The sequence below is a fragment of the Natronococcus sp. genome (assembly GCF_047921035.1).
In the GTDB taxonomy this organism is placed as follows: domain Archaea; phylum Halobacteriota; class Halobacteria; order Halobacteriales; family Natrialbaceae; genus Natronococcus.
On the sequence record NZ_JBLRWX010000005.1, the window covers coordinates 1 to 17,037 of the forward strand.

A 17,037-nucleotide genomic window follows, 5' to 3' on the forward strand; every position below is an offset into this window, starting at 1 on the left:
TCCTGTAAGTCATTACCGGCGCAACCGCGACCCGTACGGCGGTTGCGCCGGTAAATCGTTACAGCAATCCGTATCAGTCCCACCCCGCGGTGGTTGGTCGACACTGCAGACGTATCGCCGGCTGTTCCATTCGCCTACCTGTGTAACGAATCCGAAGTTCGGATTCGCAGTCGAGACAGAGTACCGAAATCGTACTCCCGCGCTAAGGTACGTCGCGGGACGAACGACGACGACCGCTTCGCTCGCGGTCGCTCGAGGCGGACGAACGGGTCGAAAAGACGGCACGTCGAAGTACGAGTAACGAGATGTGGGTTCGGCGTCAGGAGCCTCACGAACTCACAGAGGGGCGGTATCGCTGTATCCAGTGTGTGGGAGTAGCGTGGGATTCGTTGTCATCACCACCGTAGTATCGACGAGTTCACGTACAGTAATAAGCTTTGTTGCTAGCTGTGTGTCCAGCTCGAGCGACGATTCGTAGTCGGACGACGCCTGTCGTCGCCCGGAACCGGACGTTTCGCAGGTACTGGCGATCCGAGTCGACATTCTCGAGCGACGACGACGAGTCTCCGATCCTGCGCCCGGGTCGAGTCCCCCTCGCCCGCGAACGGCCGAGAGGCTCGCGAACGGGTTCGACTCGAGTACTCGCCTCGAGACGAACCGCGAGAGGAGAAAACCGCGTGGTCGAACCGTTCGTCGATCGGTTCGTTCGCTCCGAAACGACGGAACAGAGGGGTTACGCGAGGAACTCCTCGATGTGGTCGGCGACCTCCTCGGGGGTGTCGCCGACGGGGACGCCCGCGTCGTTCAGCGCCGAAATCTTGCTCTCGGCGGTACCGGTACCGGAACCGGAGACGATGGCGCCCGCGTGGCCCATCCGCTTTCCCGGCGGGGCCGTGCGGCCGGCGATGAAGCCGGCGACGGGCGTGTCGACGTAATCGTCGATGAAGGCGGCGGCCTCCTCCTCGTCCTCGCCGCCGATCTCGCCGCACATGACGATCGCGTCGGTCTCGGGATCGTCCTCGAACAGCTCGAGAGCGTCGACGAAGTCCGTCCCGATAATGGGGTCGCCGCCGATCCCGATCGCGGTGCTCTGGCCGAGCCCGCGGTTGGTGAGGTTGTCGACGACCTGGTAGGTCAGCGTCCCGGAGCGGGAGACCAGGCCGACGTTACCCTCCGAGAAGATGTTTCCGGGGAGGATGCCCAGCTTGGCCTCGCCCGGCGTGATGAGACCGGGACAGTTCGGACCGATGAGTCGCGTGTCGGTCTCGGTGAGGCGCTTGTTGACTCGCGCCATGTCCTGGGTCGGGATGCCCTCCGTGATCGCGACCGCGAGCTCGAGATCGGAGTCGAGCGACTCGAAGATCGCGTCGCCGGCGAACGCCGGCGGGACGAAGATCACCGAGGTGTCGGCGTCTTCCTCCTCGACGGCCTCGTGGACCGTGTCGTACACCGGCACGCCGGCGGCCTCCTGGCCGCCCTTGCCGGGGACCGCACCGGCGACGACGTTGGTGCCGTACTCCATCATCTGCTCGGCGTGGAACTTGCCCTCCCCGCCGGTGATGCCCTGTACCACGACGCGCGTGTCGTCGTCGACTAGTACACTCATGCTTGTCCCTCCTCAGCGTACTCGACGGCACGCTGGACCGCGTCCTCGAGGGTCTGTTCGACCGTCACGAGGTCCTCGTTGAGAATCTCCATGCCTTCCTCCCAGTTCGTCCCGGCCAGTCGGACGACGACCGGCTTCGGGATCTCGTCGAACTGCTCCAGGGCTTCGTTGATCCCCTTGGCGACCTCGTCGCCGCGGGTGATCCCGCCGAAGATGTTGAAGACGACCGAATCGACGTTGTCGTCGGAGAACACCATATCCAGCGCGTTCGCGATGCGGTCGGCCTTCGCGCCGCCACCGACGTCCAGGAAGTTCGCGGGCTCGCCGCCGTAGTGGTCGACGAGGTCGAGCGTCGTCATCACGAGGCCGGCGCCGTTGCCGATGATCCCCGTGTTGCCCTCCAGCCGAACGTAGTCGAAGTCGTACTCGTCGGCCTTCTGCTCGAGTTCGTCGCCGCCGCTCGCGGCTTCGGCTTCCATCTCGGCGAGTTCGGGCTGGCGGAACAGCGCGTCCTCGTCGATGTTCATCACGGCGTCGGCCGCGATAACCTCGTCGTCGCCGGTGACCATCAGCGGGTTGATCTCGGCGTCGGAGCCGTCGCGGTCGTCCCAGAGCTGGTAGAGCGTCGTCAGCACGCTCGAGACGTCGCGGGCGACGGCCTTGTCGACGCCCGCGTCGTAGACGGCCTTGCGGGCCTGGTAGGGATGCATCCCGAAGGAGGGGTCGATGTGCTCGCGGGCGATCGCGTCGGGGTCCTCCTCGGCGACCTCCTCGATGTTCACACCGCCTTTGGTCGAGACCATTGCGACGGGTTTGCCCTCGCCGCGGTCCATCGTGATGCCGACGTAGAGCTCGTCGACGAAGTCGACGGCACCCTCGACGAGGACCTGATCGACGTGGTAGCCCTTGAGGTCCATCCCGATGATCGACTCGGCGGCCTCGCGGGCCTCCTCCTCGTTGTCGACGAGTTCGATCCCGCCGGCTTTCCCCCGACCGCCGACCTGTACCTGTGCCTTGACCGCGACCGGGTAGCCGATCTCCTCGGCCGCCGTCAGTACGCCGTCGACGTCCGAAGCGAGCTGTGACTCCGGCGTCGGAATCCCGGCGTCGGCGAAGACCTGCTTCGCCTGGTACTCATGTAGTTTCATACCATTCGAACGGCCGTCCCGGCCTTGCTTAAATCCTGCCAGTTTCCGTTCGACTTCCGGCAGCGATTGCCACGACCGGGGCGCTCCCCGCCGCTCGAGCGAGATTAACTCGGTTCCGTATTAGGGTACTTTTATTACCTCGGCTACGGTATGCACAGGTGATGCCCGAAGTAAACGTCTCCGAGTCCCTGTACAAGAAGCTCGAGGAAGAGAACCCCGAGTCGATCGAGGACGCGGTCTGGGAGCTGATGTACCAGGCGCGACGCGAGTCCCAGTACCAGTAGTCGATCGAGCCCTTCGTAGTGAGCGTAGCGTTCTTACTGTTGTCGACCCGGTAGCCGCCGGTCGCTCGAGTGAGTACACCGAAGCGTTTGACTCCGTACGACTCTTACTCCGGAGCGAGCGGTGTACCCCCGTACTCCTAGGAAGCGAGACGCGCGGGTCGGACAGCCCCGGAGCCGATCCGGACGCCGGCGACCGGAGGCGGTATCGTAGTGTCGACCCCGACGACCACGCGCGGGAGCCGCCGTCTTCCCGCGTGGCTGCTCGCCGGCCTTCGCTTCCTGGTTCACAGCAACCTCTTCATCTCGCTCGCGGCCGCAAGCGTCGTCGTCACGACGGTCGTCCTCGCCGACCTGCCGCTCGAGGCGCTGCCCGCCTTCATCGTCTTCGCGGCGGCGATGTTCGTCTACACCATCAACCGCTTTACCGATCTCGAGGAGGACCGCGAGAACGTCCCCCGGCGCGCGGCGTTCGTCGAGCGCGCCGGCCTCGCTTGGCTGGCGCTGGGCGTCGGGCTCTACCTCGGCGCCATCACCGTCGCGGTCGCCCTCGATATCCCCGGTGCCGGCTACCTGCTGTTGCCCGCGGTCGTCGCCGGGCTGTACACGCTGGGGGTCAAGCGGGTCTTCTTCGTGAAGAACCTCTTTGTCGGCTTCGCCTGGGCGGTGATTCCGCTTGGCGTCGGCGTCTACTACGAACGGCTGCTGACCCGCGAGGTGCTCTTCCTCGCCGTCTACGTCGGGCTCATGATCACGATCGCGGCGGCGATCTTCGATATCAAGGACATCGAGGGCGACCGCGAGGAGGGGATCGCGACGATTCCGACGGCGTTCGGCCCGCGCCGGACCCGGATCGTCGCCCAGCTCGCAAACGTCGCCGTCGCGGTCGGCGTCGTCGGCTTCGTCGTCGCGAGTGTCCTCGACGCCCGATTCCTCGTCTTACTCGCCTTCCACGGCTACGTCGGCTGTTACATCCCCTTCGCGAGTCGGGATCGCGGACCGCTGTTCTACGGCGGGATCGTCGACGGCGAACACGTCTTTCTGGCCGCGCTCGTGCTCGTCCTCGAGTGGGCCGTCTGGTAGCGAACGACGACGCTCGCCTCCGCGACCGACGACCATGTTCGGGCGGTTAGGTCGATCGGTCGGAGTACGAGGGGCGTACTGATCGATCCGGCGGAGATACTGGACGCATAACAAACCCCCGACCCCGGGTGTGGGTTCGACGAACGATGGACCGACGGACCTACCTCGCGATCGGAGCGGTGACCGCCCTCGCCGGCTGTACAGAACTCGGCGGCCCCGGAGAACCGGACACGAGCGACGAACGGGCCGACGACGGCGGGACGGAGCCGGCCGACGACACGTCGGCCGACGAGAGTTCCGAGGGCGGTGGTGACGAGGGGGGTCCCGAGGATGACGACGAGGAGGAGTACCCCGAACTCGTCGGCACCTTCGACGACTTCGAGGACCTCGAGGAGTGGTGGGAGTGGCAGGACATCGGCACGCTCGAGGCCGACTCGAGTCGCGCCTCGATGGGGTCCCAGTCGGCGCTGCTCACGGCGTCGGTCGAGTCGCGAGGGCAGGTCCGGGTTCGCCGCGAACTCGAGGAGCCGATCGACGTCCGGGAGGTCGCACCCGGGCTGGACCTCGCTACCGACACGGATATGGGCATCGTGCGCATCCAGCTTCAGGACGAGAACGCCCACTACGTCGAGTACAGTCAGGGGTTCGCGGGCGGAACGTCGCTGACGCGTCACAACTTCGGGATCACCCGAATCCGGGGCGAACCCGACCTGAGCGAGGTCGTCGTCCTGCAGGTGATCCGCTGGTTCGGCGACGACGCCGAGGGCCGCCAGTGGGTCGACGACTTCCACTTCGTTCCCCGACCGACCCAGGGGAAGGTGTTGCTCCAGTTCCACGGCGGGTACGAGACACACTATACGGAGGCCCTGCCCCGCCTCGAGGAAACCGACCTCCCGGCGACGGCGTTCGTGCCGACTGACCGCCTCCGCGAGGACGAGGCCGTCGAGGGCGACCGACTCACCCGGGAGCAGGTCGACGACCTCGCCGCGGCCGACTGGACGATCGGCGCACGGCCGGCGAACGACCAGCCCCTCGACGGCGTCGATTCGGACGCGCTCGAGGACGCCGTCGTCGACCCGATCGACTGGCTCTCCGATGCGGGCTACGGTGGCGACGTCCGCGTCTTCGCCTACCCCGGCTCGAAGTACACCGACGACTCCTCCGACCTCGTCCGGGAGCACTACGATCTCGCCTTCGCGGGCCGCTCGCGCTCGCAGGGGTACGCGGGGAACCCCCACCTCTGTTCGATGGCCGAGACGCCCGATCCGGGCGAGGCAACGGACCTGCTCGAGTGGACCGCCGAGTGGGGCGGGATCACGGCGATCCCGTTCTACCGGCTCGAGGACGAGGCCACGATCGAGGCGCTCGAGGAGACGCTCCGCACGCTCGAGGAGTACGTCGAGGCGGGCGAACTCGAGGTGATCACGTCCGCCGAGATGGCCGAGGAGTACGTCTACGAATAGTCGGTCGCCGATCGACCATACCCGTCTCGATGCGGGGCCGAGTTCGAAAAGCGAACGGCAGCGGTGTACAAAGCGCGCACGTCGAGTGTGGCCGAACATGGGCGTTCGGCCGCCACAGGAGTCGTACCAGAGAATCGTGGTAGTTTACACGAGATCGGTTGCGCCGCGTGTGTAGTGTGGTATTCGTTGTCATCACCACCGTATCTTCGACGAGTCCGCGTTCAGTAATAAGCTTTCCCACTAATCAGATTTCAACCGGTAGGAGGAATATGGGTTCGTATGACAACCTTAATCGATACATACTCGTCGACCCGCCGTTCCGTCGGAGACGATCGCCGACGGCGAGTCGAGGCCGCCGGCCGGGCTCGAGGCGGCGAGGGGCGATCAGGGCTCTTCGACGTCGACCCAGAGGTGGACGTGGTACTCGGTGTCGTCGGTCGTCGGCTCCTCGGGCACCTCGCCGTCGGGGAACAGCAGCCAGACGATTCGGACGTCCTCGCCGACCATCGTCGGCTCGAGTTCGTGGGTCTGGTGCCAGCTCTCGTTGTGTGCGAGCGTCGTCTCGAAGCGCTCGAGTTCCCGCTGCTCGGTGACGACGGTTTCGTTGACCGCGGTCTGGTTCTCCTCGCCGCCGGCTTCCGTGACGGCGCTCTCGTTGACCACCGTCTCCGTTTGCTGTTCGACCGCGACGACGGTGTAATCGGTCGTCTCGTGTTCGTGGTTGTCGACGCCGACGATTACCTCGGCGCTCTCGCCCTGCGTGAACTCGGTCGGGTAGCCGTCGGCGACGAGTTCGCCGTCCTCGTCCTCGGTGAGGAGGTAGATCGCCGAGAACTGCTCGCCGGCCGGCGGGGAGACGACGGCGAAGCCGACGACGCCGACCGCGAGCACGATCGACAGGATCAACAGGACGTTCAGGGCGCCGTCGAGGCGGGTGTCGGGCTCGAGCAGCTCCGAGCGCCCGGCGGCGTACCACTCGCGGTAGGGAACCGCGAACCGCTCCTCGGCGGGGAGTTCCCACCGGCGGTGGGCCGCGACGGCCGTCGCGAGGACGGTAAAGCCCGACAGCGAGAGCATGATCGGCGTCAGTCGGATCCCCCACGGCGTGAAGTTCAACACGAGCCCGATCAGGGGGACGATGGCGATGCTCAGCCCGAACGCGAGCGCGACGCGCTCGATGCCGTCGATCCCCGCGCGGATCGACTCGCCCGAAAAGCGGGCCGTCTCGTCGGCGTCGTCGGTCGTCGGCGACTCCCCGGCCTCGGGAAACAGCGCGGCGATGAAGACGTAGCCGGGGACGAACAGCGCGAAGGCGAGCCCGAGCGGAACCCGAAGCGGCGTGTCCCGGACGACGGGTACGAAGACGGCGACGTTGACGAGGAGGGTCACGACGAGCATCGCGACGAGGTCGGCGGGGAGCCTGCGAACCGGGCGAGGGATCAGCAACCGAAGCGACCGTCGATCGTCCATTCGGTACGTCGTTGACGAGCGGTCAATAAAAGTCGGTCGATCGAACCGTCCTACGCGGCAGCCGACGCCGACCCGGACGTCGCCTCGAGATCGGCGTCCTCGCAGAGCCGTTGGGCGGTCTCGAGGGCGCGTTCGGCCTGGTCCTCGGTCACCGGGTCCGGCGTGAACGCGGCCTGTTCGTAGGTCTCGACGAGTTCACGGAGCGGGACCGCGTCGGCCGCGGCGTCGTCGGCGTGCTCGCGGTAGAACTCCCAGTGAGTCGCCGCGCCGGGTCGACCGACCGCGCTTCCGTAGGCGTGTCTGACGGCGGCGTGTGCGGTTCGAACCGCGGTGTCGGTTCGGCCGTCCGCGAGCTGTTCGGCCGCCCGCTCGAGCAGGGCGTCGATGCGGTCCTGCGTCACCGCCGGGTCGGGGCCGCGGTCGGGGCCGCCGACCGCGATCGACGGCGCCCGGTCGAGGTCGTCACGCCTCGAGCGGCGCCGCCACCAGCCCGCCAGCCCGAGGACGCCGATACCGAGCAGGGCGCTGACGCCGACGATAGCCGACTGCGGGATCGGCAGCGAGTCGCCGTTGCCGGGCATCGTCACCGTCTCCTCGACCTCGGCCGCGGCCATGTTCGAGCTCGCATCGTCGTAGCTGACCGTGATCGTGACCGCCTCGCCGTCGACCGACCCGGTGTCGACGGTGCCGGCGATCCCGCCGTCCTCGTCGGTCTCGAGCGTCTCCGCGGTCACACCGTCGACCCGGACCTCGAGGGTCTGGTTGTCGAGGGCGTCGCCGTCGGCCGTCGCGAGGCTGCCGTCGATCGCGACCTCCTCCTCGCCGATCGCCGTGGCCGTCGCCGTCAGCTCGGTTTCGGTCTCGGCGACTGTAATCGGCGCTTCGGCGGGCGTCGCGGTGAGCGTTCGGTCCTCGTAGGGGAGCGAGGCGGTCACCGTCGCCTCGCCGGCGGAGACGTTCGCCGGCGTCTCGACGTCACCCTCGAAGGTCCCCTCGGAGGCGTTTACCGTCCCGAGGAGTTCGCCGTCGATGCTGATCGCGACCGGAACGTCGTCGACGGGCTCTCCCGCGGCGGTCACCGTGCCGCTGACCGACAGCGGCTCGCCGTAGGCGACCTCGTCGGTCGCCTCGAGGTCGTCGATCGTCGCCGTCGTCTGTTCGGGCGTCACCTCGAGCTCTTGCTCGGCGCCGAGGTACGTCGTATCGCTGTCGGGAACGTACTCGACGGTCACCGTCTCCGCGTCGAGCGGGAGGTCCGTCGGCCGGTACTCGAACTCGAAGTCGGCCTCGTCGCCGGCCCACCACTCGTCGCTCGGCTCGCCGACGGCGACGGGCTCGTCCTCGACTCGAATCTCGAGGTCGCCCTCGATCGGCTCGCCGTCGGCGGTTCGGACCTCGCCGCGGACGACCATCGGATCGTCGAACGACGCGGTCTCGTCGACGACCTCGAGGTCGAGTTCGGTCTCGACGAACTGCTCGTCGCGGACGGCGGTCTGCTCGCTCTCGATCTGGCTCCGGCTCTCGTTGATCGCTGCCACCGAATCCGAGTGATCCTCGTCGGTCTCGTTGTCGATCGTCTCGTAGCTCGTGGCGGCGTCCTCGCCGGCCTCGTCGATCTCGTCGGACAGCGCCTCGAGTTCCCGCGCGAGGTCGTGGGCGCGCTCCTGGTCACCCTCCCGGAGCGCCTCCTCGTACTCCTCGCGGGTCTCGTGGTACTCTTCGATCGCGTTGGCCATCCGTTCCTGTGACTCGGGGGCGTTCCGGTAGGCTTCGGCCGGGTCGTCCTCGTCGCCCGTGTCGCCGGATACCTCGGCGTACTGCTCGAGGCGCTCGTCGTAGTCGTCGCCGAGGTGCTCGCGGGCCTGTTCGTACTGGCCCTCGCTCAGCGCGACCGAGCTATCCTGGAGCTGCCGGGAGAGCTGGTCGGCGAGCCAGGACTCGAGTTCCTCGTCGTCGCCGGCCTCGTCGTACTCGTCGGGGTTCTGGTGGCGGGGCGTCTCGTTGGCCGCCGGCTCGTCGCTCGTGCTCGCGAGCGCGTCGCTCGCGATCGATTGGGAGGACTCGCCGGCGGGGGCGCCCGCGGCGGTCGCTGCGAGGGGCAGCGAACACGCCAACAACGCGAGGACGAGCGCGCGAACGGCGACGTGGTTCACGATCGGTAATTCACGCCGCCGAACAAAAGCCTGTCTGCTCGTCCCGACGGACAACCAGTAGGTTCAACAAGTCACCGAAAAACCACTGGAGTATGCGACCGACGCGCCAGGTCTGGGCGGTTGGAGCGATCGCGGGAGCGCTCGCCGTCCTCGCCGCCGTCTTCGCCCGCCCGCTGTTGCTCGCGGCGACGGTGCTGCTCGGCGCGTGGCTCCTCGTCCGGCAGGTCCTGTTCGTCCGCGGGGTCGCCGACACCGTCGACTCGCTGACGGTCCGCCAGCTGCCGGCCGCCAACACCGTCCGGGCCGACGCGGAGATCCCGGTCACGCTCGAGGCGACGCTCGACGCGCCCGCTCGCCTGCTGCTGTCGTTCGACGGGGGCATGCCGACGGGCGCCAGCGCCGCGACGCCGCTGTCGACGTCGCTCGAGCCGGGGGCGGCGACGACCCGCGAGACGACCGCCGTAACCTGGCCCGTCGCGGGTCGCCACCGGTTCGACCCGGTGTCGGTAACCGCGAGCGACGGGCTGTTCGCGGCGACGATGCCGGCCGAGTCGCGACCGTCGGTGACGGTCGAACCCCGGGGCCCCCACACCGTCCACGTCGGCCACGGCGGCAACGAGGTGTCGATCGCCCAGGGCGAACACGAGACCGGCCGACGCGGTCCCGGGCTCGAGCCGGCGGAACTCCGCGAGTACGTGCCGGGCGACTCGGCCGACGAGATCGACTGGAAGGCGACCGCGCGGCTCAACACCCTCCACGTCCGCGAGTACGAGACCGAGACCCACCGACCGACGATGCTGATCGTCGACCACCGGGGCGGACTCGCTGCGGGCCCGCCGGGGGAGTCGAAGCTCGCCTACCTCCGGGAGGTCGCGCTCGCGGTCGCCGCGAACGCCCGCGACCTCGACGATCCCCTCGGGCTGATCACCGTCGGCGACGAGGGGATCACCTCCCGGATCGACCCCACGACGGGGCCGGCCGCGTACCTCTCGATCCGCCGGCGCCTGCTGGGGCTCGAGCCGGTCGGTGCGGACGACGGCGACGTTCCCGCGGAGACCGTCTCGGAGAGCCACTCGATACCGGGGCCGACGCCGTCGCCGACCCGTCCCCGGAGGGCGCTGTCGGCGCTCGAAGGCGAGACCGACCCGTTCGCGCGAACGCTCGAGCCGTACTACGCCGCCCGAACCCGGTACGACGTTCGCTTCGACGGCGAGCCGCTGGTGGGCGCGGTCCGAACGGCACTCGGCGGCCGGGACAGCCGCCAGTGGACGATCATCTGTACGGACGACTCGGATCCGGAGACGCTGTACGAGACGGTCAGGTTCGCTCGCGCCCGGGGGAGCGAGGTCCTGCTGTTGCTGACCCCGTCGGTGCTGTTCGCGACCGACGGGGTCGGCGATCCCGACCGGGCCGCCGACAGCTACCTCGAGTTCGAGGAGCTGCGACGCGACCTCGATCGAATGGACGCGGTCACGGCGTTCGAGGTCGCCCCCGAAGAGCGGCTGTCGGCCGTCCTCGACACGACGCGCGCACGATCCCGGGGTGAGGCCCGATGACCGACTACGCCACGGGGAGCCACGTCGAGTCGACGTTCGTCACCGAACGGCCCTCGCCGTGGTCGGCCGCCTTCGGGGCGATCGCCCTCGTCGCCACCTTCGGGGCGGCAGCCGGCCCGCTCGGCGTCGGCGCCGGGATCGCGACGATACTGCTGTGGTACGGGTTCGGGACGCCGTACGCCATCGCCGTCGGCCACGTGCTGTTGCTGGCGCTGTTTCCCGACGGAATCGATCCGATCTCCTTCGCCGTCGTCGAGGCGGGGCTGCTCGCGCTGCTCGTCGTCCCGGTCCTGCGAACGCGAGCGCCGCTTCGAACCGCCGCCGGAACGCTGCTCGCCGTCGCCGGACTGGGCGCCGTGAGCTGGCTCGCGGTCGTCTCGCTGTCGCTGTGGCAGGCCGCCGGCGTCACCGCCGGGGCGGTCGCGCTCGCGAGCTACGGCGCGTACCGGTACGGACTGGTTGCGCTCGGTCTCGTCGACGACGAGCCATCTTCCACTACTGACGAATGAGTACATACGACTTCGACGCAAGCGACCGAACCGAGACGGAGACAGCCCCCGAACCGGAGTCGGCGGCCGAGACCGCCGACCGACTCGAGCGAGCCGAGGCTCGAGCAGAGCTGCTCGCCGAGGAGAACCGACGGCTCCGGGCCCAACACGCGCGTGCGCGTCGCTCGAAGTACCGACGGACGGCCCTCGGCCTCGTCGCGATCGGGCTGTGTGCGGTCGCGGGCGGCGTGATCTTCCCCGACAGCCGCGAGATCCTCGTCGCGCTCGGGGCGACGGGACTGTTCGGCGGGCTGCTCACGTACTACCTGACGCCCGGCCAGTTCGTCGCCGCCTCGGTCGGGGAGCGGGTCTACGCCGCCTGGGCGGCCAACGGCGACTCGCTCGCGGCCGAGCTCGGCCTGCGCGAGGACCGGGTGTACGTCCCCGACGAGCGAACCGACACCGCCCGGCTCTACGTCCCCGCCGACGCCGCGTTCGAACCGCCGACGGACGCGGACGGGCCGGTGCTCGTCGAGCGCGATCAGCGGGGGCTGCTCGTGGCGCCGACCGGGGCGACGCTGTTCGAGGAGTTCCGACGGGCGCTGTCGGGCGACCTCGCGAGCCGGCCCGAGCCGCTCGCGGTGCAGTTGGCCGACGGCCTCGTCGAGGGGTTCGAACTCGCCGACGGCGCCGACCCGGACGTCGACGCGGCCGCGGGACGGATCACCGTCGCGATCACGGGCAGCGCCTTCGGCGCCGTCGATCGGTTCGATCACCCGATCGCCTCGTTTCTCGCCGTCGGGCTGGCGGTCGGCCTCGACCGTCCGGTCACGCTCGAGGTCGACGCCGGCGACGACCGCGCCGACTGGCTCGTCACGTGCCGGTTCGAGCCGGACGACGCGGACGAGGATGCCGGGACGGACGAAGAGGAGTCGACGGGCGAAGAAACGGGCGAGGACCTCGAGTTCGAGGACACCGAGTAATACGGCCTCCTGTACCAACAGTTGGCAAGACCGTTTGTCTTTCAGACTGAGCCGTGAATGCGAGTGGATCGGTTCGTTACGTACAGGTGAACGACGTCTCAGATCGGTCCGACCATCCTTCTGCGGTGGCGCGCGCTGTCGACCGGCCGAACATCAGTGAGGGTGGTCGACGATGCTGTGCGAGGGATGAGCGAGCGCAGCGAGCGAATCGGCTGGGGAGGGCGTGGCGATCCCTATGTTCGTGCTAACAGGACTGCTATCGTCGTCACTACCGCGAAAGCCCCTGGCCCGCTCAAGGACTGCGGCTCGCTGCGCGCCTCGGTTGCGTTGCTCCCTGCGGTGCTTGCGTCCCCTCGCACCTCGAGCACGCCAGCCCCTTTCAGTCCCACCCAGCGGTGGTCAGTCAGGGGTGCAGACACAACGCCAGCCGTTCCATTCGCACTCGCTACGTAACGCGAGCTCACACTGCCCTTTGAATAAAAGACCGATGCGACTATCTACTGGTGTGTCCGTTCCGGAGCGGCCGCAAGCCGTCCTCGAGTCGCTCCGGGAAATCGAGACCGCAGATCGTCGGCGAAGACGGACCGCTAGTTCGGCGTCGGTTTCCCGCCGAGGTCGTCGGTGTCCGGGACGGTGACGGTATCGAGGATCTCCTCGACGACGGTTTCGGGACCGACGTCGCTCAGTTCGGCCTCCGTATCCAGGACGAGGCGATGGACCAGGATGGGTTCGGTGAGCGACTTGACGTCCGCGGGCGTGGCGTACTCGCGGCCCCGGATCGCCGCGCGGGCCTTGACGCCCCTGAGGAAGGCGAGTGACGCCCGCGGGGAGACGCCGTAGCTGACGTCGGGGTGGTCCCGGGTCGCGGCGACGAGGTCGAGGACGTACTCCTTGACCGGGTCGGCGACGTGAACCTCCGTGACGGCCTGTCGGGCCGCGCGGATGTCCTCGGTCTGGACCGCCTGGCCGATCGAATCGGGGCCGAGGTCGGGCTGCTCGTCGAACCGCCGGAGCAGCTCCGTCTCCTCCTCGCGGTCCGGCAACCCGATCGTGAGCTTGAACATGAATCGGTCCCGCTGGGCCTCCGGCAGCTCGAAGACGCCCTCCATCTCAATCGGGTTCTGGGTCGCGACGACCATGAACGGCTCCGGCAGCGCCAGCGTCTGGCCCTCGATCGTGACGGTTCGTTCCTGCATCGCCTCGAGCAGCGCCGACTGGGTCTTCGGCGTCGCGCGGTTGATCTCGTCGGCGACGACGAGGTTCGAGAAGACCGGCCCCCGCTGGAGTTCGAACTGGCCGGTCGGCTCCCGGTAGATCTGGGTGCCGGTGATGTCGGCCGGCAGGATGTCGGGGGTCATCTGGATGCGCTGGTAGTCGAGCCCGGTCGCCCGCGCCAGCAGGTTCGCGATCGTCGTCTTGGCGACCCCGGGGACGCCCTCGAGCAGGAGGTGGCCCCGGGTAAGCAGGGCGATCGTCAGGTGTTCGATCGCCTCCTCGTTGCCGACCAGGACCCGTTCGGTCTCGGTCCGGATACTTTCGTACACCGTCTGTGGATCGTCCGCGAAGGGCCAGTTCCGGTCCGTCTCGCTCATCGCTCCTCGTGTTTCGACCGGGAACGGTTAAGCGCTGTTATCGTTTCGTGGATCCGCTCGTCGTCCCAGTCGGGGTGGCGCTCCCGGAGCAGTTCGGCCCGTTCGGCGTCCGACAGGGCGGCTCCGCGGTCGTCGTCGGGCTCGAGACGGTCGCGGACGGCCCCGAGCCCGCTCCGGAGGGTTCGGTTCGACGAGGCGACGACGGCGACGACGGCGAACAGCCCGAGCAGCGCCTGCAGCGCCGGCAGCTCCCGCAGGGTCAGCGTGATACTCGCCAGCGGCGGCAGCTCCTCGCCGTGGCTCAGATCGAGCAGGACGCGGTCGTCGTCGGCGTACTGGCGCTGGAGGAACGCCGCGTTGTCGGGCTCGCCGTACATCGCGTTGATCGTGATGCTCGGATCGCCGACGACGACGACCTCGCCGTTCCCGACGTCCTCGACGGTCGCGACCGGGTAGGCGTCGAACGCCGTGTCGTCCTCGAGTTCCGCACCCGGCGAGTCGGCCAGGTGGGCGTAGTCGCTGGTTCCGACCAGAACCGTCGCGCCGTTGGGGTCGACGGCCGTCGCGTAGTTGAGCGTGAGCTGGTCGACGCCGGCGGTCCGTTCGTGGTTGGCGGTCGCGGTGGCGATCGGCATCGCCGGGCCGCGGTCGTGGCTGCGCTCGTCGAGCAGGATGCGCCCGTCCGTGCGGGCGTCAGCGCCGACGGCCTCGAGCAGGTCGTTCGCGTCGGTGCCGTAGTTCTCGAGGACGACCAGGGTGCCGCCGTTGTCGACGAACGCCTGGACGCGGGCGGCGTCGGCCGCGCCGTAGGGCTCGTCGGGGGCGACGACGATCGCCGTCGTCTCCTCGGCGGGGACCTCCTCGTAGCGGTCGGTCTCCCGGATCAGTTCGCCCTCGACGTCGTCGTCGGTCTGGATCACCTCCCGGAAGTCGTCGGTGCCGTCCCACGAGGGGTTGTACGGGCCGAACGCGGCCGAGGAGGTGGTCGCGGCGACGAACAGCCCGACGAGGACGACGGCGCCGAGGGCGACCAGCAGCGCGGCCGGCCAGTCGATCCCGTCGCCGTCGGTGACGTACCCGCGGAGGTTCAAAACGGCAGCACCTCCGGCGGCAGGATCTCGAGGATCCGGCGGACGACGATGACCGCGAAGCCGACCAGTCCCAGCCCGATCAGCCACAGCAGGCGCCGTCGCCAGGCCGGCGTGATGTTGACCGGTGCGGTCAGCTCGGTGACGATCAGCAGGCCGATCAGCGAGAGCACGAAGAACAGCTCGTAGGAGAGACTCCCCAGCAGCGTCAGCGCGACGACCGTCGCGAGCATCCAGGCGAGCTGTCCGTGAACGAACCGCATCCGGCGCTGGGTCGGCATCTACTCGAGAGAGCGAGCGCGGGGACCGTAAATCTCTCGCTCGAGCGACCGGTCTGGAGTGGAGACCGTCGGCCGATCCGGACCGTCACCGACCGTCCTCGAAGATCCGGATCAGACCGGCGTCGTCGACGCGGACGCGGTACTCGAGGAAGAAGAACTCGACCGCGACGGTCCCGCTGCCGTCGCCGTCGCCGACGAGGGTGTCGAGCGCCTTCGGATCGACGCTGTCGAGCAGCGTCGCGCCGTACTCGTCCTCGATCGCCGTCGGATCGACCCCCTCCGCCGCGGCGACTGCTTCCACGACGGCGACGCTGGCCGGGGCTCCTTCTCCGTAGCGCCGCTCGAACACTGACGACTCGCTCGCCTCGTCCGAACCCCCATCGCTCCCGTTCATTTCAACCGGTGGTCACTACGACGATCACGGCTATATCGGTACTGTATCAAATCCTGGATCTTCCCCTCGAGAGAAACGAACGGGCGCCCCGTAGACGCTGATCGAACCGACTCCGGCATTTATTTACGGCGACACTTCCCCTACAACTTCACCGTCCGATTTCCATGACGTATCTTCGGGTGCTCGTCGGTCGCTGGTCGCGCCGGGACCGACTCGCGGTGCTGGTTATCGCGCTGACGGTGGCGCTGCTGGTCGGCGCCTCGCTTTTGGTCGTCGCCGCCGGCGACCAGACCCGGAGCCTCGCGGCCGAGCACGAGGGGAACGCGTCGGTCGTCGGCTACGACTCGGTCGACCGCGCGAACCAGGTAGCAGGCCCCGACGACGCCGTGCTTCCGACGGCGGTTGCCATCGGGCCCGAGGGCGACACCCGTCGGATCGTCGCGGTCCCCGCCGACGCCCCGTCCCTCGGGCTCCCCGCCCAGCCCGACGGCACCGTCGCGCCCGACGCCGAGGGCGAGACGTGGCGCCTCGAGGGAACCGACGGAACGGCGACGACGACGGTCGAGCCCGCGAACGCCTCGGACGCGGTCGTTCCCCCGACGTGGCTGCGGACGACGCCCGAGACCCTCGAGGCCGTCGGACCGACGGGCGCGCTCGTCGTCTCGCCGGCCGACGAGGGTGGGAACGAGGACCGCCAGGGTGCGCCGCTGGTGGGTGCGCTCGAGTTCTTTACGCAGGGCGCCGACGACGTCCTCGGGATCGTCCGGACGGGCGTCGCCGCCGCCGGCGTAATCGTCGCCGCGACGCTCTCGAGCGTCGTCCGGATGACGATCCGGGATCGCGCGCGGACGATCCGCGTGGCTCGTGCGACGGGAGCCCCGCCCCGGCGAATCCGGGCCGCGCTCGCGGCGCGAGCGGGGACGATCGCGGCCGCCGGCGGCGTCCTCGGCTACGCGATCGGCGTCGTCGTCACCAACGCGGCGGTGACCGCCGCGGTCGTCGTCGGTCTGCCGACGACCCTGTCGGTGACGGTGACGCCCGACCTCGCCCGATTCGTCGCCGCGATGCTCGTCGCGATCACCCTCGTCGGGATCGGGACGGGGTACGCCACGGCTCGCGCCGCGACGACGAAACCCCCCGCACGGGTCGGTCGGGACGAACACGATGGTGGCTCGAGCGCGTCGGGCGGTCGGCTCCGCCGTATCGGCGCCGGTGTCCGAAGCCGACTCGGACCGACGGTGCTCGCGGCGCGAACGGTCGTTCCGACGGCGGCGACGCTGTCGACGTTCGCGGTGATCGTCCTGCTCGTCGCGTCGCTGGGGACGATCGGCGCCTCGCTGTCGACGGCCGGGGCGACGATCGCCGATCCCGACGCTTCGCACCCGGCCGAGAGCCGGGTGTCGGCCGACTACGCCGAGACCCTCGCGGAGCGAGGCGTTCCCGCCAGTCCG

At 68.9% G+C, this 17,037-nt stretch carries 15 protein-coding genes; 7 read left to right on the forward strand and 8 right to left on the reverse strand.

Annotated elements, in window-relative coordinates; genetic code table 11:
- Nucleotides 1–733 precede the first annotated feature (733 nt).
- Nucleotides 734–1,606: a succinate--CoA ligase subunit alpha gene (sucD, locus tag ACNA7R_RS02060; RefSeq protein WP_416281875.1), complete on the reverse strand. Its 873-nt coding sequence runs from the start codon at nt 1,604–1,606 to the stop codon at nt 734–736.
- The gene (gene sucC / locus ACNA7R_RS02065; RefSeq protein WP_416281876.1) at nt 1,603–2,754 is read right to left on the reverse strand and encodes an ADP-forming succinate--CoA ligase subunit beta; all 1,152 of its coding nucleotides are present in this window, start codon (nt 2,752–2,754) and stop codon (nt 1,603–1,605) included. The genes sucD and sucC overlap by 4 nt, the downstream gene beginning before the upstream one ends.
- Nucleotides 2,755–2,915: 161 nt before the next feature.
- Here sucC and ACNA7R_RS02070 point away from each other — a divergent pair, with 161 nt between their 5' ends.
- From ACNA7R_RS02070 to ACNA7R_RS02080, 3 genes are all read left to right on the forward strand, one after another.
- Nucleotides 2,916–3,038: a hypothetical protein gene (locus ACNA7R_RS02070; protein ID WP_005558169.1), complete on the forward strand. Its 123-nt coding sequence runs from the start codon at nt 2,916–2,918 to the stop codon at nt 3,036–3,038.
- Nucleotides 3,039–3,248: 210 nt separating this feature from the next.
- Nucleotides 3,249–4,118 (forward strand): UbiA family prenyltransferase, encoded by an 870-nt coding sequence (locus tag ACNA7R_RS02075; protein ID WP_416281877.1) that lies wholly within the window; start codon nt 3,249–3,251, stop codon nt 4,116–4,118.
- Nucleotides 4,119–4,264: 146 nt separating this feature from the next.
- Nucleotides 4,265–5,581 (forward strand): polysaccharide deacetylase family protein, encoded by a 1,317-nt coding sequence (locus ACNA7R_RS02080; RefSeq protein ID WP_416281878.1) that lies wholly within the window; start codon nt 4,265–4,267, stop codon nt 5,579–5,581.
- A 384-nt stretch (nt 5,582–5,965) separates the two neighbouring features.
- On the opposite strand, the gene ACNA7R_RS02085 is transcribed toward ACNA7R_RS02080, so the two are convergent.
- Together ACNA7R_RS02085 and ACNA7R_RS02090 are read right to left on the reverse strand one after the other, a co-directional pair.
- Nucleotides 5,966–7,051: a DUF1616 domain-containing protein gene (locus ACNA7R_RS02085; RefSeq protein WP_416281879.1), complete on the reverse strand. Its 1,086-nt coding sequence runs from the start codon at nt 7,049–7,051 to the stop codon at nt 5,966–5,968.
- A gap of 50 nt (nt 7,052–7,101) precedes the next feature.
- The gene (locus ACNA7R_RS02090; protein ID WP_416281880.1) at nt 7,102–9,204 is read right to left on the reverse strand and encodes a DUF4129 domain-containing protein; all 2,103 of its coding nucleotides are present in this window, start codon (nt 9,202–9,204) and stop codon (nt 7,102–7,104) included.
- Nucleotides 9,205–9,296: 92 nt separating this feature from the next.
- On the opposite strand from ACNA7R_RS02090, the gene ACNA7R_RS02095 reads away from it, so the two are divergent.
- Genes ACNA7R_RS02095 through ACNA7R_RS02105 form a run of 3 tightly spaced genes read left to right on the forward strand, consistent with a single transcriptional unit; the run spans nt 9,297 to nt 12,231 of the window.
- Entirely contained in the window at nt 9,297–10,760 is a 1,464-nt protein-coding gene (locus ACNA7R_RS02095) for a DUF58 domain-containing protein (RefSeq protein WP_416281881.1), read from the forward strand.
- Complete coding sequence (locus ACNA7R_RS02100) at nt 10,757–11,269, forward strand: hypothetical protein (protein WP_416281882.1); 513 nt, start codon at nt 10,757–10,759, stop codon at nt 11,267–11,269. The genes ACNA7R_RS02095 and ACNA7R_RS02100 overlap by 4 nt, the downstream gene beginning before the upstream one ends.
- A complete protein-coding gene (locus ACNA7R_RS02105) occupies nt 11,266–12,231 on the forward strand; it encodes a hypothetical protein (protein WP_416281883.1) in 966 nt (321 codons plus the stop codon). Before ACNA7R_RS02100 ends, ACNA7R_RS02105 begins: the two co-directional genes overlap by 4 nt.
- A 587-nt stretch (nt 12,232–12,818) precedes the next feature.
- On the opposite strand, the gene ACNA7R_RS02110 is transcribed toward ACNA7R_RS02105, so the two are convergent.
- The 4 genes from ACNA7R_RS02110 to ACNA7R_RS02125 form a co-directional block, all read right to left on the reverse strand.
- A complete protein-coding gene (locus tag ACNA7R_RS02110) occupies nt 12,819–13,823 on the reverse strand; it encodes an AAA family ATPase (RefSeq protein WP_416281884.1) in 1,005 nt (334 codons plus the stop codon).
- Entirely contained in the window at nt 13,820–14,914 is a 1,095-nt protein-coding gene (locus ACNA7R_RS02115; protein WP_416281885.1) for a DUF4350 domain-containing protein, read from the reverse strand. Before ACNA7R_RS02115 ends, ACNA7R_RS02110 begins: the two co-directional genes overlap by 4 nt.
- On the reverse strand, nt 14,911–15,192 hold the full coding sequence (locus tag ACNA7R_RS02120) for a hypothetical protein (protein ID WP_416281886.1): 282 nt from the start codon (nt 15,190–15,192) through the stop codon (nt 14,911–14,913). The genes ACNA7R_RS02115 and ACNA7R_RS02120 overlap by 4 nt, the downstream gene beginning before the upstream one ends.
- An 85-nt stretch (nt 15,193–15,277) precedes the next feature.
- Nucleotides 15,278–15,586, reverse strand: coding sequence for a HalOD1 output domain-containing protein (locus ACNA7R_RS02125; protein WP_416281887.1), 309 nt, complete (start codon nt 15,584–15,586; stop codon nt 15,278–15,280).
- A 164-nt stretch (nt 15,587–15,750) separates the two neighbouring features.
- On the opposite strand from ACNA7R_RS02125, the gene ACNA7R_RS02130 reads away from it, so the two are divergent.
- Nucleotides 15,751–17,037: FtsX-like permease family protein (locus tag ACNA7R_RS02130; protein ID WP_416281888.1), on the forward strand; the 1,287-nt coding region annotated here is incomplete at its 3' end.

What these genes read in the sequence shown, in the direction of transcription:
- ACNA7R_RS02125 (WP_416281887.1), bottom strand. Translation starts at nt 15,586, where the DNA reads ATGAACGGGAGCGATGGGGGTTCGGACGAGGCGAGCGAGTCGTCAGTG.
- ACNA7R_RS02080 (WP_416281878.1), top strand. Translation starts at nt 4,265, where the DNA reads ATGGACCGACGGACCTACCTCGCGATCGGAGCGGTGACCGCCCTCGCC.
- sucC (WP_416281876.1), bottom strand. Translation starts at nt 2,754, where the DNA reads ATGAAACTACATGAGTACCAGGCGAAGCAGGTCTTCGCCGACGCCGGG.
- ACNA7R_RS02105 (WP_416281883.1), top strand. Translation starts at nt 11,266, where the DNA reads ATGAGTACATACGACTTCGACGCAAGCGACCGAACCGAGACGGAGACA.
- ACNA7R_RS02070 (WP_005558169.1), top strand. Translation starts at nt 2,916, where the DNA reads ATGCCCGAAGTAAACGTCTCCGAGTCCCTGTACAAGAAGCTCGAGGAA.
- ACNA7R_RS02120 (WP_416281886.1), bottom strand. Translation starts at nt 15,192, where the DNA reads ATGCCGACCCAGCGCCGGATGCGGTTCGTTCACGGACAGCTCGCCTGG.
- ACNA7R_RS02095 (WP_416281881.1), top strand. Translation starts at nt 9,297, where the DNA reads ATGCGACCGACGCGCCAGGTCTGGGCGGTTGGAGCGATCGCGGGAGCG.
- ACNA7R_RS02110 (WP_416281884.1), bottom strand. Translation starts at nt 13,823, where the DNA reads ATGAGCGAGACGGACCGGAACTGGCCCTTCGCGGACGATCCACAGACG.
- ACNA7R_RS02100 (WP_416281882.1), top strand. Translation starts at nt 10,757, where the DNA reads ATGACCGACTACGCCACGGGGAGCCACGTCGAGTCGACGTTCGTCACC.
- ACNA7R_RS02085 (WP_416281879.1), bottom strand. Translation starts at nt 7,051, where the DNA reads ATGGACGATCGACGGTCGCTTCGGTTGCTGATCCCTCGCCCGGTTCGC.
- sucD (WP_416281875.1), bottom strand. Translation starts at nt 1,606, where the DNA reads ATGAGTGTACTAGTCGACGACGACACGCGCGTCGTGGTACAGGGCATC.